The following is a 15,431-nucleotide window of genomic DNA, read 5'->3' on the forward strand; positions in this document are numbered from 1 at the left end:
GCAACGCGATCGCCTTGCGTCGTGCCGCCGGCGTTGCGTTCTGCGGGAGGGGGACGGACGGGAGGCGCGTGGCGGGGGTGCGACGGGCCTCCCGTCCGTCAGTGGGTCAGCTGGGCTCGGTGGTCTTCTCGCCGACGACCTGCTCGTCGTCCGCCGTGGCGCCCTCGGCGCCGCTCGAGCGGCCACCGCCGACGACCACGTCGTCCTCCTCGAAGCCGAACGCGATGTCGGGCGCCTCGAGCCGGACGCGGTCCGCGGACTCGTCGTCGGGCTGCATCTGCGACTCCCGCTCGGCCGCGACGCGCTTCAGGTAGTTCGCGACCTCGTTCTCGGTCGTCTCCTGGTCCCAGCCGAGCACGCCCGCCATCAGCCGGGCGGCGACGGGCGCTGCCGACTCGCCGCGGTCCCACGCCTCGATCGAGATGCGGGTGCGGCGGGCCAGGACGTCCTCCAGGTGCAGGGCGCCCTCGTGCGAAGCCGCGTACACGACCTCGGCGCCGATGTAGTCGTCGGCCCCGGGCAGTGCGTCGGCCAGCGAGGGGTCGTCCTCGACGAGCTGCAGGACCTCGGTGGCGAGGGTGCCGTAGCGGTTGAGCAGGTGCTCGATGCGGACCTTGTGCACGCCCGACGACTTCGCCGTCCGGCCGCGCTTGTTCCACGCGGCGGGGTAGCCCTCGGCGCCGAGCAGCGGGATGTCCTGCGTCGTCGACTCCGGGATCTTGCCGTCCATCGCTGCGACCGCCTCGTCGATGGCGTCCTTGCCCATCACACGGTAGGTGGTCCACTTGCCGCCGGCGACGACGACGAGTCCGGGTGCGGTGTGTGCGACGACGTGCTCGCGGCTGAGCTTCGAGGTCGCCTCGGACTCCCCCGCCAGCAGCGGCCGGAGTCCGGCGTAGACACCCTCGACGTCCTCGCGGGTCAGCGGCACTGCGAGCACCTTGTTGACGTGCTCGAGGATGTAGTCGATGTCCGCCGCGGTCGCCGCCGGGTGCGCCTTGTCGAGGTACCAGTCGGTGTCGGTCGTGCCGATCAGCCAGTGCCGGCCCCAAGGGATCACGAACAGGACGCTCTTCTCGGTGCGGAGGATCATGCCCGAGTTCGACTGGAAGCGGTCGCGCGGGACGACGAGGTGCACGCCCTTCGACGCGCGGACCTTGAACTGCCCACGCGTGCCGACCATCGCCTGGGTGTCGTCCGTCCAGACCCCCGTCGCGTTGACGACCTGCTTCGCCTTGATGTCGAAGTGCTCGCCCGTCTGGATGTCGTGCGCGTGCGCCCCGACGACCCGCTCCCCGACCTTGATGAAGCCCTCGATCCGGACCCGGGAGGACGCGTGCGCGCCGTACGAGGCGGCGGTGCGGACGAGCGAGGCGACGTAGCGCGCGTCGTCGACCTGGGCGTCGTAGTAGGTCATCCCGCCGACGAACGCGTCCTTCTTCAGGGACGGCATCGAGCGGAGCACCTGGGTGCGGGTGAGGTGACGGTGGTGCGGCACACCGGGCGGGCGACCACCGGACCAGCTGAACACGTCGTACATCGCCATGCCGATGCCGATGTAGAACCGCTCCCACACGCGGTGGTTGAGCGGGTAGAGGAAGCGCACGGGCTTCACCAGGTGCGGGGCGATGCGCTGGAGCAGCAGACCGCGTTCGATGAGGGCCTCGCGGACGAGGGTGAAGTTGAGCTGCTCGAGGTAGCGGATGCCGCCGTGGACGAGCTTCGACGACCGGCTGGACGTGCCCGATCCCCAGTCGCGGGCCTCCACGATGCCGACCGACAGGCCACGCGTGACGGCGTCGAGTGCGGCACCACCACCGACGATGCCGCCGCCGACCACCAGGACGTCGAGCTCGGTGGACTTCAGGGTCTCGATCGCCGCGGCGCGTTCATCGGGACCGAGCTTCGTGGCGGGGTCGAACCCCGCCGTGGTCGATGCTCCGCGGGGTGCCTTCTGGCCTGTGACCGTGGTTGTCATGCTCGCCTCCGTCGCCGATCGGCACCGGAGCGACACCCGCAGGACCTCCGCGGGCGCACCGCCGTCAGCGGTGGTACGGCGCCACGACCACTTCTACTCGCTGGAACTCCTTGACGTCGGAGTATCCGGTGGTCGCCATCGAGCGACGGAGGGCACCGACGAGGTTGGCGCGGCCGTCCCACGACGGGGTCGGGCCGAACAGGATGCTCTCGAGCGAGCCGATGGTGCCGACCTCGACCCGACGGCCGCGGGGCAGCTCCGGGTGGTGCGCCTCGGCACCCCAGTGGAAGCCGCCGCCGGGCGCTTCCTGCGCACGGGCCAGGGCGGTGCCGAGCATGACCGCGTCGGCACCCATCGCGATCGCCTTGACGACGTCGCCGGCGGTGTCGAGACCGCCGTCCGCGATGACGTGCACGTACCGGCCGCCGGACTCGTCCATGTAGTCGCGGCGGGCACCGGCGACGTCCGCGACGGCGGTCGCCATCGGGGCGTGGATGCCGAGCGCCGCACGGGTCGTGGAGGCCGCGCCGCCGCCGAAGCCGACGAGCACGCCCGCGGCGCCGGTGCGCATGAGGTGCAGCGCCGCCGTGTAGGTGGAGGCACCGCCGACGATCACGGGGACGTCGAGCTCGTAGATGAACTTCTTGAGGTTGAGGGGCGCCTGGTTCTGCGACACGTGCTCGGCGCTGACCGTGGTGCCGCGGATGACGAACAGGTCGACCCCGGCGTCGACGACGGTCTGCGAGAACTCGGCGGTGCGCTGCGGGCTGAGCGAGCCGGCGACCGGCACACCGGCGGCGCGGATCTCGGCCAGGCGACGGGTGATCAGCTCGGCCTTGACCGGCTCGGCGTAGATCTCCTGCATGCGCTTCGTGACGTTGCCGTCGGTCAGCGTGCGGATCTCGGCCAGGTACGGCTCCGGGTCCTCGTAGCGGGTCCAGAGGCCCTCGAGGTCCAGGACCCCGAGGACGCCGAGACGGCCCATCTCGATGACGGTCGCGGGCGAGGCGACGGAGTCCATCGGTGCCGACAGGATCGGCGACTCGAAGGTGAACGCGTCGATCGACCACTGGACGCTGACGTCGCGCGGGTCACGCGTCCGCCTGGAGGGGACCACCGCGATGTCGTCGAACGCGTACGCCCGACGTCCGCGCTTGCCTGCACCGATCTCGACTTCGCTCACCCGGCAACCCTACCGGGCGGGCTGTGCGGGTGGCACGGCTGGACGGTCCGCGCGTGCAGCGGGGCGGACCAGCGCGGGTCGCAGCAGTGGAGCGGATCAGCGCGGGCCGCGACCCCCGGGCGTCCGCGGGCCACGGGGCGTCCGCGGGCCACGGGGCGACCGCGGGCCACGGGTCGACCGCGTCCGGCGCAGCACCCGGAGCGTCAGCCCCAGCAGCAGTGCCAGCACCACGAGCACGACGAGCAGCGCGGCCGCGACCTTCACGAGCAGGGCCGCACCGATGAAGAGGACGACGAACACCACCCACACCAGGGCGTCCATCGCGCGGTCCGCGAAGCGTTGCACGCTGGAACGGTACCCGACCGGCAGGGGTGGGGCGGGCCTCCCGGCCGGACGGCGGGGACGCGACGTACAGGAGGCCCGGCGCGCGTCCCCAACGACGCCCCCGTCTGCGCGCGGCACCGCCGAGTGCGCGAGACGCCGCCGGATCCTGCGGCGTCTCGACGCGACCGCGGCGTCTCGGCACGACGGCGGCGTCTCGGCGCGACGGCGGCGTCTCATCTCGGCGACGGCGGCGGCGGGAACGAGAGCGGGGCCGTGCGGCGCGCATGCGCAGCCTGCACGGCCCCACCGGTCGCGGGTGCTGCCCCCACAGCGGCACCCGCGGTGTCGACGCCCTACTTGGTGGCGTCGACGTCCTTGGCGAGCGTCCCGAGGTAGAGCTCGATGACCTTGGGGTCGTCGGCCAGCTCCTTCCCGGTGCCCGAGTACGCGTTCCGCCCCTGGTCGAGGACGTAGCCGCGGTCGCAGATCTGCAGGCAGCGGCGGGCGTTCTGCTCGACCATGATCACGGAGACGCCGGCCTTGTTGATGCGGCGGGTGCGGATGAACGTCTCGTCCTGCCGCACCGGCGACAGTCCGGCGCTCGGCTCGTCGAGCAGCAGCACCTTCGGGTCCATCATCAGCGCACGGGCCATCGCGACCGACTGTCGCTCACCACCGGAGAGCGACCCGGCACGCTGGCCCTTGCGCTGTCCGAGGACGGGGAACAGGTCGTAGATGACCTCGAGCCGCTCGCTGAACTTCTTCGGCCGCAGGTACAGCCCCATCTGCAGGTTCTCCTCGATGGAGAGTGAGGGGAAGACGTTGTTCGTCTGCGGGACGAAGCCGACGCCGGCCTGCACGAGCTTGTTCGCCTTGAGGTTCGTGATGTCCTCACCCTGCAGCGTCACGGCGCCCTCGCGGACGTTGACGAGACCGAACAGCGCCTTGAGGAGCGTCGACTTGCCGGCACCGTTCGGGCCGATGATGCCGATGAGCTCGCCCGGGTAGCAGACCAGGTCGCAGCCGTTGAGGATGTTGACGCCCGGCAGGTACCCGGCGACCACGTTGTCGGCCCGCATCACCGGCTCGCGGTCCTGCACGGCGGTCGCGCCACCGGGCGCGGCACGCGGGGTCGGGCTGCCGGGCGTCGTGTCGGCCGAGGTGGCGGCCACGGCCGCCGGCTCCGGACTGGAGGCCCGGTCCGCGCCGGTGCCGTTCGTCGCGTCCGTCATCGGGTCGCCTTCCCTTCGTCGGCGGTGTCCGCCGCGTCCTCTTCTGCGACCTCGTCGGCGAGTTCCTCGTAGGTCTCCTCGTTGAGGAGCGAGTCGTCACCCAGGTCGGTGTCGTGGTGCGCGCCCAGGTAGGCGTCGATGACGGCCTGGTCGTCCATCACCGTGGCGGCCGGGCCCTCGGCGACGACCTTGCCCTCGGCCATCACGACCACCCAGTCCGAGATGTGCCGGACCATGTGCATGTCGTGCTCGACGAACAGCACGGTCATGCCGTCGTCGCGGAGGGACTGGATGTGCCCGAGCAGCGACTGGGTCAGCGCCGGGTTCACGCCGGCCATCGGCTCGTCGAGCATGATCATCGTCGGGTCGGACATCAGTGCGCGGGCCATCTCGAGGAGCTTCCGCTGCCCGCCGGAGAGCGATCCGGCGTAGTCGTCCTTCTTCTCGAGCAGCTTGAAGCGGTCGAGCAGGTCCTCGGCCTTCGCCGTGATCTCCTGCTCGCGCTTCCTCCACACCGGGCTGATCAGCGCGGCGAAGAAGTTCTCCCCCGGCTGGTCCTTCGCGCCGAGCAGCATGTTCTGCATCACGGTCAGGCGGGACAGCGCCTTGGTCAGCTGGAAGGTGCGGACCATGCCGGCCCGGGCGACCTTCGCCGCCCCGGTGTTGCCGAGCGTCTTCCCGTTGAACTGCCACCGCGCCTCCTTGCCGCTCGACGGCTTGTCGAAGCCGGTGAGCAGGTTGAAGAACGTGGTCTTGCCGGCACCGTTCGGACCGATGAGGGCCGTGATGGCGCCGCGCTGCACCTCGAGGTGGCCGACGTCGACGGCGGTCATGCCGCCGAAGCGCCGGGTGATGTTGTCGACCGTCAGGATCGCGTCGGGCTTCGGGGAGCCCGGAGCGTGCTGCACCGCGGTGAGGGCGGTGGGGACGCCGGGGGTGGTGGTCGGTTCAGACACTGAACGTCAGCTCCTTCTTGTTCCCGAGGAGTCCCTGCGGGCGGAAGACGATGAGGAGCATGAGCGCGACGCCGACGAGCACGTAGGAGAACTGCTCGGCCTGCTGGGCGTTCATGATCGAGTTCGGGATGAAGTCACCCGCGATGGTGCGGATGAACAGCCGGAGGACGAAGAACAGGATCGACCCGAGCACCGGGCCGAACACGGTCGCGGCACCACCGAGGATGAGCGCCGTCCAGATGAAGAACGTCATCGAGCGGCCCATGGCGTCCGGTTGTACCGAACTCGGCAGGACGTAGATGATGCCGCCCAGAGCACCGAGCGCGCCACCGAAGACGAGCGCCTGCATCTTGTACGAGTAGACGTTCTTGCCGAGGGAGCGGACGGCGTCCTCGTCCTCGCGGATCGCCTTCACGACACGACCCCAGGGGCTGCGCATGAGCAGGAACAGCACGAGGGTGAACAGGGCGACGAGGCCCCAACCGACGATGCGGATCCACCAGCCGTTGACGCCGTTGTTCGAGTAGCTGAACCAGAGGATCGTCGTGGTGCCGTCGGGCAGGAAGCTCAGGGCGTTGAACGGGTCGCGGTAGCTGGAGCCGGTGATGCCGTTCGAGCCACCGGTGGTGTCCGTCAGCAGACTCGACCGGCCGACCATGCGGATGATCTCGGCGCCGGAGATCGTGACGATCGCCAGGTAGTCCCCGCGCAACCGCAGGGTCGGGATGCCGAGGATCACCGCGAACACGATCGAGATGGCCAAGGCCACGAGCACGGCCATGCCGAAGGGCAGCCCGTTCGTGATCGAGATCGCGAAGCCGTAGGCGCCGAGCAGCAGGAACGCAGCCTGGCCCATGTTGACCAGGCCGGTGAGGCCGAAGTGGACGTTGAGGCCGATCGCGGCGAGGGCGAACGCCGCGGTCGTCGGGGCGAGTGCTTCCTGCGTCAGGGAGCTGAGGAGTTGGAGGATGTAGTCCATGCGGGTGCTCCCTTAACCGATCCGCTCGGCACGGCCGAAGATGCCCTGCGGACGGAACAGCAGGATGAGGATGAGGATGACGAGTGCGGTGGCGTACTTGAAGTCGCCAGGCAGCACCAGGTTGGTCAATTCCACGACGATGCCGATGATCATCGAGCCGACGAGGGCGCCGTAGGCCGTCCCGAGCCCGCCGAGCGTGACCGAGGCGAACATCAGGAGCAGGAGCTGCAGACCGGTCTGCCAGTTCACGCCGTTGAGCACGAGGCCGAGCATCACACCGGAGAGCCCGGCGAGGCCCGCGGCGAGCGTCCACACGAAGCGGATCACGCGGTCGACGTCGATGCCCGAGGCCGCGGCGAGCGCCGGGTTGTCGGACACGGCTCGGGTGGCACGGCCGAAGCGGGTCTTCGCCAGGAAGAGCCCGGTGCCGATGAGGACCACGAGCGCGATGCCCATCGCGACGTAGGACTGCACCGTGAGGGTGATGCCGGCGAAGGTCACCGTCTCGGGGTTGCCCTGCTGGATGCGGACGGTCGCGGCGCCGAAGAAGTACTGGAAGGCGTACTGGGCGGCGATCGAGAGGCCGATCGTCACGATCATCAGCTGCGTGAGGCTGATCCGACGCTTCCGGAGCGGCTTCCAGATGCCGGCGTCCTGCAGGTACCCGGAGGCGGCGCAGAGCAGCACGGTCACGATCCCGGCGAGCCAGATGTTCCATCCGAGCTGGTTCGCGAAGACGTAGGCCAGGAGCCCGCCGAGGGTGACCTGCTCGCCGTGCGAGAAGCTCGACAGCCCGGTCGTGCCGTAGATCAGCGAGAGGCCGATCGAGGCGAGGGCGATGAGCAGGCCCAGGCGGATGCCGGAGGCGAACTGCTGCCAGAACCGGGCGGCCGTGACGCTCGTGGCGGCGGTGGAGGTCGTCGCACCCTCCTGGTCGGAGAGCTGGAAGATCGTGCCGGCGTTGGCGTTGACGTTGCCCTGGACCGTGCGGGCGGCGTCCTTCGCGTCGGTCAGGTACTGCCCCTTCGGCAGCGAGTCCTGGTCGACCTTGACCGTGTAGGCGCCGGCGGCGGGGATGCTGACGGACCAGCGTCCGTCGGCGTTCGTGGTCGAGGAGCCGGTGAACGAGCCGGGTCCGGTGACCGCGACGGCGACGCCCTCGGTAGGCTTCCGGTCGGAGTCGAGGATGGTGCCCTGGATGCAGCCGTTCGAGGTGCTGACGACGCAGGGCCCGGTGCTCGCGGGTGCGCTGCTGGAGGTCGGGCTGCTGGTCGCTGCACCGGCGACGGGAGCGAGAGCCCAGTCGACCGCGAAGGTGGCGAGGAAGGCGAGGAAGAGCACGGCGGCGAGGACCAGGCGACGGCGGCCTGGTGCCCCGCGGCGGAATCGGTGCGCGAGCACTGACCCCGGCGGAGTGATGGAACCCACGGATGAGCCTCTCGTTCGGATAGTCGAGGACCATAGGGATTTTTTGTGTCCCCCGTGTTTCCGGCACGTTCCCTGCACAAATCGTGCCGGAACCGTGATGTTGCACAGGCGCGTCGATTTGCATTCCGGAGACGAGCCTCCCGTCTGGCCGGTACAGCGACTTCCGGAGGGGCCGGAGCCCCGGAATGGCGCGCGCAGCCCGCGCGTTACCATGTCCTATCCGGAGCCCACCGCAGCGTTCCCGGTGTCTCGACCACTTCACACGCACGCCCACGAAGGGGACCCATGGACCAGCCGGATCCGTTCGGATTCATCGGACTCACGTACGACGACGTCATGCTCCTGCCGGGGCACACCGACGTCATCCCGAGCGAGGCGTCCACCGCGTCCCGGCTCACCAAGCGGATCTCGGTCAACGTGCCGCTGCTCTCCGCGGCCATGGACACCGTCACCGAGTCCCGCATGGCCATCGCCATGGCGCGGCAGGGCGGCATCGGGATCCTGCACCGCAACCTCTCGATCGCGGACCAGGCGGCCTACGTCGACAAGGTCAAGCGCTCCGAGTCGGGCATGATCACCAACCCGGTGACCACCACACCGGACGCCACCGTGGCCGAGGTCGACGCGCTCTGTGGGCAGTTCCGCGTCTCCGGCCTGCCGGTCGTCGAGTCCGACGGCACGCTCGTCGGCATCATCACGAACCGGGACATGCGGTTCGTCGCCCCGTTCGAGATGGCCACGACGCTGGTGCGTGACGTCATGACGAAGGCGCCGCTGATCACCGCTCCGGAGGGCATCGACCCCGAAGAGGCGATCGCGATCTTCGCGCAGCACAAGATCGAGAAGCTGCCGCTGGTCGACCCGGCGGGCAAGCTCCGCGGGCTCATCACCGTCAAGGACTTCGACAAGAGCGAGAAGTACCCGGACGCCACGAAGGACGACGAGGGCCGCCTACGTGTCGGCGCGGCGATCGGGTTCTTCGGCGACGCCTGGCAGCGTGCCGAGGCACTGCGTGACGCGGGGGTCGACGTGCTCGTGGTCGACACCGCGAACGGCGAGAGCGAAGGCGTGCTCGACATGGTCCGTCGCCTCAAGGCCGACCGGTCCTTCGACGCGATCGACGTCATCGGCGGCAACGTCGCGACCCGCTCCGGGGCGCAGGCGCTCATCGACGCGGGGGTGGACGCCGTCAAGGTCGGCGTCGGTCCGGGCTCGATCTGCACCACCCGCGTCGTCGCCGGTGTCGGCGTGCCGCAGGTGACCGCCGTGTACGAGGCGTCGCTCGCCGCGCGGGAGGCCGGCGTCCCGATCATCGCCGACGGTGGCCTGCAGTACTCGGGCGACATCGCCAAGGCCCTGGTCGCCGGTGCGGACACCGTCATGCTCGGCTCGCTGCTGGCCGGGTCCGACGAGTCCCCGGGCGAGCTCGTGTTCGTCGGTGGCAAGCAGTTCAAGGCGTACCGCGGGATGGGTTCCCTCGGCGCGCTGCAGACCCGCGGCAAGAAGACCTCGTACTCGAAGGACCGCTACTTCCAGGCGGACGTGCCCTCCGACGAGAAGCTCATCCCCGAGGGCATCGAGGGTCAGGTCCCCTACCGCGGCTCGGTCGGCAACGTCGTGTACCAGCTCGTCGGCGGGCTGCGGCAGTCGATGTTCTACGTCGGCGGTCGGACGATCCCGGAGCTCAAGGCGCGGGGCAAGTTCGTCCGCATCACCGCGGCCGGGCTGAAGGAGTCGCACCCGCACGACATCCAGATGGTCGTCGAGGCCCCGAACTACCGCGGCTAGCCTTTCCGCAAAACGCAACGTGGGCGGTGCTCCGCAGCGGTATTCCGCTGCGAGGTGCCGCCCACGTTGCGTTCCGCGGGTCCACTCTCCACAGATCTCGCCGACGGGCGTCGCGCCGTCCGGTCCGCTCGCACTGTAGGGGGATGGACGAACAACCACGCTTCCTGCTGCTCCGCTCCGACGACCGGCAGTCGCAACACCGCATCCGCCGGGGCGAACTCGCCCGCGTCACGCACGGTGTCGCCGTCGACGCCGCCGAGTGGGAGCGCATGTCCGTCCGGGAACGCCAGCGGCTCGTGCTGGAGGCTGTGGTCACCACCGTGGGCGAGTGGCGTGTGCTGTCCCACCGCTCCGCCGGCCTGCTCTGGGGTCTGCCGGACGTCGACCGGCCGGACCCACGGGTGCACGTGACCGATGCCCTGATCGGCACGACGCACTCCGGCCGCCGGGTCGTGCGGCACGCCGCTCCCCTCGAGTCCGCTGCCGTGTCGACCGTCGACGGACGCCGGGTCACCTCGCTCCTGCGCACCGTGGTCGACCTGGCGCGCAGCACGTCGTACGAGAACGCAGTCGCGGTGCTCGACCACGTCCTACACGCGGGCTTGCTCGACGTCGACACCCTGCGACGCGCCCTCGCGGACTGGCCCACGCCTCGGGGCATCACACGGGCACGTCGAGCACTGCGGTTCGCCGACCCGCGCGCCGAGTCCCCGGGCGAGTCGGTCAGTCGTGTCCGACTCGATGAGGACGGCTTCACTCCGCCGGTACTGCAGCAGTCCTTCGGGCGGTTCCGAGCGGACTTCTGGTGGCCGCGGTACGGCGTCGTCGGGGAGTTCGACGGGATGGCGAAGTACGACGAGCCCGGGACCGTCCGGGACGAGAAGGCCCGGCAGTCGGCGCTGCTCCTCCGGCACGATGTCCGCACGGTCGTCCGCTGGGGATGGGTGGAGGTCCGCACCCCGGGTCGGTTGCAGGCGTTGCTGCGGGGGGCGGGCCTCCCGACCGGCCCGTGAGCGCGGCGGGCTGGCCGGCTCGCAAAACACAACCCCGGCGACGACGCGCAGCGGAATACCGGTGCGAGAAGGCGCCAACGTTGCGTTTTGCGAGGTGGAGACCGTCCGGACGGACTCCTGACCAGGGGTTCCGGTGAGGCCGTTCAGAAGTGTCACGGCTCTGTAACGAAACACCCAGGTGTGCACTTCCGTCACACGGGCGAAACACATCGACCCTAGTTTTCTCCACATCCCACGCGGAGACGCCGCGCTCGACCCGATGCGGTGGGGCCTCCGCGCAGAGAAAGGGTTCCACGGATGATCAGAACCACCCGCGCCACCACGGCGCTGGCACTGGCGGGAGCTGCAGCGGTGCTCCTCGCCGCCTGTTCCACCTCGAGCAACGCCGGTGGCGGCTCCTCCGAGTCGGCCTCGGCCGGCGGTGCCAAGAAGGACCCGGCCGCGAGCTGCCAGGCCCCCTCGTCGCCCGGCACCGACCCCCTGAAGATCGGCACGATCCTGCCGCTGACCGGGTCGCTCGCCTACCTGAACCCGCCCGCCGAGTCCGGCGTCGGCCTGGCGGTCGAGGACATCAACTCCGCTGGTGGCGTGCTCGACAAGGACGTCACGATCGACCCCGCCACCGACTCCGGCGACAGCAACGACATGACCGTGTCGAGCTCGGCCGCGACGAAGCTCGTCAACGCCAAGGTCCCGGTCGTCATCGGCGCCGAGTCCTCGTCCGTCACGCTCAACGTGATCGACCAGCTCACGAGCAACTGCATGGTGCAGATCTCGCCGGCCAACACGGCGACCGACCTGTCCGGCTACTCGTCGCACTACTACCGCACCGCTCCGCCGGACTCCGTGCAGGGCTCGGCGCTCGGCCAGCTCATCACGGGTGACGGCAACGCCAAGGTCGCGTTCCTGGTCTTCAACGACACCTACGGCACCGGTCTCCGCAACTCCGTCCAGCAGGCAGTCGAGGCCGCCGGCGGCCAGGTCGTCTACGGCGCCAAGGGCAAGGGCCAGGAGTTCCCGCCCGGACAGACCACGTTCTCGTCCGAGGTGACCGCGGCACTCGCCACGAAGCCCGACGCGATCGTCGTCCTGGCCTTCGACGAGACGAAGTCGATCATCCCCGAGCTCGTCTCGCAGGGGAACAAGGCGAAGATCTACATGTCCGACGGCAACACCGCGGACTACTCGAAGGACTTCGACAAGGGCACCCTCGACGGCGCCCAGGGCACCATCCCCGGTGCCAGCCCGAAGGACGAGCTGAAGCAGCGTCTGGTCGCGTTCTACAAGAAGTCCTCCGGCAAGGACCTCGCGGACTTCTCGTACGCGGCTGAGTCCTACGACGCCACGACCCTCGCCGCCCTCGCCGCGGTGAAGGGCAAGGGCACCGACTCCGGCACCATCCAGGCCAACATGGCTGCGGTGTCCGGCGCTGACGGTGGCACCGAGTGCTCGACGTTCAAGGACTGCAAGGCCCTGCTGGACAGTGGGAAGGACATCCACTACACCGGCCCGTCCGGCATCGGCCCGTTCGACAAGAAGAACGACCCGTCGAGCGCCTACATCGGCATCTACAAGTTCGACAAGGACAACAAGCCGGTCTACCAGAGCGCCATCCAGGGCTCGGTCTCGAAGTAACCGCACCAGCACCACGACGGCCCCCGGCAGCAGCAGCTGCCGGGGGCCGTTCGCGTGCACCCGGCACCGGCCGGACAGGGGACGGACGGGAGGCCCGCCCCGCCCCCGTCAGTTCAGGCCGGCTCCGGCACGGGGACACGTCGGGCACTCCGCCGCGCAGCGGTGAACGAGTCGATCGTGAGCAGCACCAGCGCGAACCACACCACGCCGAAGCCGACCCACCGCGAGGGCGACATCGCCTCGTGCTGCACGAGCACCCCGACGAGCAGCTGCATCACGGGGGCGAGGTACTGCGTCAACCCGAGCGTCGACAGGCTGACCCGACGGGCCGAGGACGCGAACAGCAGCAGCGGCACCGCGGTCGCCGGCCCGGTCAGCACCGTGATCAGGACGTGCACGCCGCCCGCACTCGCGAACGTCACGCCACCGGCGAGCCCGGTCACCCCGAGCACCACGAGCGCCCCGACGGCGATCGGCAGCAGCCACACGGTCTCGATCGTCAGCCCGCTCAGGGCGTCGACAGTGCCGCCGACGCGCTTCTTCACCAGGCCGTAGAGCCCGAACGAGAACGCGAGCGCCAGGGAGATCCACGGCATCCGCCCGTAGCCGACCGCGATGACGACGACCGCGACGACGCTGATGCCGACCGCGATCCACTGCAGCGGACGCAGGCGCTCGCGGAGCACCACGATGCCCAGGGCGATGGTGACGAGCGGGTTGATGAAGTACCCGAGGGCCGCTTCGACGGTGTGGCCGGTGGTCGTCGCGGCGACGTACACGGTCCAGTTGACCAGGATGAGTCCGGCGGCGATGCCCATGATCCCCATCACCCGGGGCTGCACGAGCAGGGCACGGGTCCGCAGCCAGGAGCGGGTGGCGAGGATCGCGACGGCGCAGAACACCAGGCCGAAGACGATCCGCCACGACACGATCTCGAACGCGCCGGCGGGGGCCATCGCGGCGAAGAGCAGGGGCATCAGGCCCCAGAGTCCGTAGGCGACGAGCGCCTGCACGACGCCGACGGATGCCTCGCTGCGCGCCGGGCGCGTGGGACTCGGTTCACTCACGGAACCATCCTAGGAAGGCGAGCCGACGTCGGGTGCTGGTGGCGGGCCTCCCGGCAGACGACGAACGCCCCGCCGGCCAGGCCGACGGGGCGTTCGTGGAGCAGGTGTCAGTGCTCGATGACCGCGAGGACGTCGCGGGCGGAGAGGACCAGCAGGTCCTCGCCCGAGTACTTGACCTCGGTGCCGCCGTACTTCGAGTAGATGACCTTGTCGCCGACAGCGACGTCGAGCGGCACGCGGTTGCCGTTGTCGTCGATGCGACCCGGGCCCACGGCGACGACCTCGCCCTCCTGGGGCTTCTCCTTCGCGGTGTCCGGGATGACCAGACCGGACGCGGTGGTCTGCTCCGCCTCCACCTGACGGATGACGATGCGATCTTCGAGCGGCTTGATGCTGACGGCCACGGTGACCTCTTCTTTCTCGGTACGTGTTCGGTACTGACGAAAACCGGGTTGGCACTTCCCTCGGGAGAGTGCCAACCCCAACTGTAGGACGTCACTGGCACTCGGTCAATCCGAGTGCCAGTGCGCCACGGCCGTGTCCGCCGCCTGGGAGGATCAGGGCATGGACGCCGCCGAACTCACCCAGCTGCTGACCCCGGCCGGGATGGACCTGCTCGACCGTACGCCCTCGGTCTCCGACGGTGGCGAGATCGTCCGGGTGGTCTCCCGGTTGCGGGCCGAGGGCCACGACCCCGCCCTGGTGGCGGCGGTCCTGACCCAGGCGAAGCTGCGGCAGAAGGCCCGCGGCAAGTTCGGCGACTTCGCGGCGCGGATGCTCTTCACCGAGGCGGGCCTCGAGCAGGCCACCCGGCTGCAGGTCGCCGCGCAGCACGCCGGGCGCTTCGCCGCCGCCGGACTGCAGCGGGTCGCCGACCTCGGCTGCGGGATCGGCGGGGACGCGCTCGCGATGGCGGCGCTCGACCTCGACGTCACGGCGGTCGACCGCGACGAGGTGACGGCTGCCGTCGCGACGCACAACCTGGCGCCGTGGCCGAACGCCCGGGTCACCCTCGGGGACGCCGCCGCGTTCGACCTGTCCACCGTCGACGGCGTCTGGATGGACCCGGCCCGGCGGACCAGCGGTCACTCCGACACCCGACGCCTGGCCGACCCGGATGACTGGTCACCCTCGCTCGACACCGTGTTCGCGGCGGCCACGACCACCCCGACCGGCGTGAAGCTCGGCCCGGGCATCGACCGCGACCTGATCCCCGACACGGCCGAGGCGCAGTGGACCTCCGTCGACCGGGAGGTCGTCGAACTCGCCCTGTGGTTCGGCCCCCTCGCCCGCCCCGGGATCCGCCGGGCGGCGACCGTCGTCGGCCCGCACGGCATCGCCGAGCTGACCGGCGCCGCCGACGCCGAGGACGTCGAGGTCGGACCGCTCGGGGACTACCTCTACGAGCCTGACGGCGCCGTCATCCGCGCGCGTCTGATCGGGGACCTCGCCCGCTCGATCGACGGCCGGATGCTCTCCGAGGGCATCGCGTACGTCACCTCGGACCAGGCCGTCGTCACCCCGTTCGCGCAGGGCTTCCGCGTGCTCGACACGATGCCGCTCGACGTCAAGCGCCTGGCCGCACGGCTGGCCGCGGACGACATCGGGACCGTGGAGATCAAGAAGCGCGGGGTCGACGTCGACCCCGCCGAGTTCCGCAAGCGGTTGCGTCTGCGGGGCCGTGGTCGCGTGACGCTGGTACTCACCCGACTGGAGGGACGACACACCGCCGTCCTGTGCGAGCGGCTCACCGACGTGGCCGGCTGAGCAGAGCGCCGGGCGGTGTCCCGCGCTCGTCGCGCGCCGGGCGGTGTCGCGCGCCGGGCGGTGTCGCGCGCCGGGCGCTGT

Annotated in this window: 13 protein-coding genes; 4 read left to right on the plus strand and 9 right to left on the minus strand. The window is 70.3% G+C overall.

The window, feature by feature from the left end; genetic code table 11:
• Nucleotides 1-106 precede the first annotated feature (106 nt).
• The 7 genes from DEI97_RS15685 to DEI97_RS15715 form a co-directional block, all read right to left on the minus strand.
• Nucleotides 107-1,978: a glycerol-3-phosphate dehydrogenase/oxidase gene (locus DEI97_RS15685; protein ID WP_111073890.1), complete on the minus strand. Its 1,872-nt coding sequence runs from the start codon at nucleotides 1,976-1,978 to the stop codon at nucleotides 107-109.
• Nucleotides 1,979-2,042: 64 nt separating this feature from the next.
• Complete coding sequence (locus tag DEI97_RS15690; RefSeq protein ID WP_111073891.1) at nucleotides 2,043-3,161, minus strand: GuaB3 family IMP dehydrogenase-related protein; 1,119 nt, start codon at nucleotides 3,159-3,161, stop codon at nucleotides 2,043-2,045.
• Nucleotides 3,162-3,257: 96 nt separating this feature from the next.
• Nucleotides 3,258-3,506, minus strand: a complete 249-nt coding sequence (locus DEI97_RS15695; RefSeq protein ID WP_111073892.1) for a hypothetical protein — start codon at nucleotides 3,504-3,506, stop codon at nucleotides 3,258-3,260.
• A 332-nt stretch (nucleotides 3,507-3,838) separates the two neighbouring features.
• Nucleotides 3,839-4,564 carry an ABC transporter ATP-binding protein gene (locus tag DEI97_RS15700; protein WP_239539992.1) on the minus strand — a complete coding sequence of 242 codons (726 nt, stop codon included), beginning with the start codon at nucleotides 4,562-4,564 and terminating at the stop codon, nucleotides 3,839-3,841.
• Nucleotides 4,565-4,713: 149 nt separating this feature from the next.
• Nucleotides 4,714-5,673 (minus strand): ABC transporter ATP-binding protein, encoded by a 960-nt coding sequence (locus DEI97_RS15705; RefSeq protein ID WP_111073894.1) that lies wholly within the window; start codon nucleotides 5,671-5,673, stop codon nucleotides 4,714-4,716.
• Nucleotides 5,666-6,652 carry a branched-chain amino acid ABC transporter permease gene (locus DEI97_RS15710; RefSeq protein ID WP_111073895.1) on the minus strand — a complete coding sequence of 329 codons (987 nt, stop codon included), beginning with the start codon at nucleotides 6,650-6,652 and terminating at the stop codon, nucleotides 5,666-5,668. The genes DEI97_RS15705 and DEI97_RS15710 overlap by 8 nt, the downstream gene beginning before the upstream one ends.
• Before the next feature lie 12 nt (nucleotides 6,653-6,664).
• Nucleotides 6,665-7,993, minus strand: a complete 1,329-nt coding sequence (locus tag DEI97_RS15715; RefSeq protein ID WP_111073896.1) for a branched-chain amino acid ABC transporter permease — start codon at nucleotides 7,991-7,993, stop codon at nucleotides 6,665-6,667.
• Between the two features lie 372 nt (nucleotides 7,994-8,365).
• Between DEI97_RS15715 and guaB the strand changes: the two genes are divergently transcribed.
• The 3 genes from guaB to DEI97_RS15730 all read left to right on the plus strand — a co-directional run bounded on the left by guaB (nucleotide 8,366) and on the right by DEI97_RS15730 (nucleotide 12,516).
• Nucleotides 8,366-9,868 (plus strand): IMP dehydrogenase, encoded by a 1,503-nt coding sequence (guaB, locus tag DEI97_RS15720; protein WP_111073897.1) that lies wholly within the window; start codon nucleotides 8,366-8,368, stop codon nucleotides 9,866-9,868.
• 143 nt (nucleotides 9,869-10,011) lie between these two features.
• Nucleotides 10,012-10,881 carry a type IV toxin-antitoxin system AbiEi family antitoxin gene (locus tag DEI97_RS15725; protein WP_111073898.1) on the plus strand — a complete coding sequence of 290 codons (870 nt, stop codon included), beginning with the start codon at nucleotides 10,012-10,014 and terminating at the stop codon, nucleotides 10,879-10,881.
• Between the two features lie 297 nt (nucleotides 10,882-11,178).
• Nucleotides 11,179-12,516 (plus strand): ABC transporter substrate-binding protein, encoded by a 1,338-nt coding sequence (locus DEI97_RS15730; RefSeq protein WP_111073899.1) that lies wholly within the window; start codon nucleotides 11,179-11,181, stop codon nucleotides 12,514-12,516.
• A 113-nt stretch (nucleotides 12,517-12,629) separates the two neighbouring features.
• On the opposite strand, the gene rarD is transcribed toward DEI97_RS15730, so the two are convergent.
• On the minus strand, nucleotides 12,630-13,583 hold the full coding sequence (gene rarD, locus DEI97_RS15735) for an EamA family transporter RarD (protein WP_111073900.1): 954 nt from the start codon (nucleotides 13,581-13,583) through the stop codon (nucleotides 12,630-12,632).
• Between the two features lie 107 nt (nucleotides 13,584-13,690).
• On the minus strand, nucleotides 13,691-13,987 hold the full coding sequence (gene groES / locus DEI97_RS15740; RefSeq protein ID WP_071292506.1) for a co-chaperone GroES: 297 nt from the start codon (nucleotides 13,985-13,987) through the stop codon (nucleotides 13,691-13,693).
• Between the two features lie 160 nt (nucleotides 13,988-14,147).
• Between groES and DEI97_RS15745 the strand changes: the two genes are divergently transcribed.
• Entirely contained in the window at nucleotides 14,148-15,350 is a 1,203-nt protein-coding gene (locus DEI97_RS15745) for a class I SAM-dependent methyltransferase (RefSeq protein WP_111073901.1), read from the plus strand.
• Nucleotides 15,351-15,431 lie beyond the last annotated feature (81 nt).

Origin of the sequence: Curtobacterium sp. MCLR17_032 (genome assembly GCF_003234795.2) — a bacterium.
Classification (GTDB): domain Bacteria; phylum Actinomycetota; class Actinomycetes; order Actinomycetales; family Microbacteriaceae; genus Curtobacterium.

Bases quoted from the DNA above. Each gene is read 5' to 3' on its own strand.
- DEI97_RS15725 (WP_111073898.1), top strand. From the start codon at position 10,012: ATGGACGAACAACCACGCTTCCTGCTGCTCCGCTCCGACGACCGGCAG.
- DEI97_RS15700 (WP_239539992.1), bottom strand. From the start codon at position 4,564: ATGCGGGCCGACAACGTGGTCGCCGGGTACCTGCCGGGCGTCAACATC.
- DEI97_RS15745 (WP_111073901.1), top strand. From the start codon at position 14,148: ATGGACGCCGCCGAACTCACCCAGCTGCTGACCCCGGCCGGGATGGAC.
- DEI97_RS15730 (WP_111073899.1), top strand. From the start codon at position 11,179: ATGATCAGAACCACCCGCGCCACCACGGCGCTGGCACTGGCGGGAGCT.
- DEI97_RS15710 (WP_111073895.1), bottom strand. From the start codon at position 6,652: ATGGACTACATCCTCCAACTCCTCAGCTCCCTGACGCAGGAAGCACTC.
- DEI97_RS15685 (WP_111073890.1), bottom strand. From the start codon at position 1,978: ATGACAACCACGGTCACAGGCCAGAAGGCACCCCGCGGAGCATCGACC.
- guaB (WP_111073897.1), top strand. From the start codon at position 8,366: ATGGACCAGCCGGATCCGTTCGGATTCATCGGACTCACGTACGACGAC.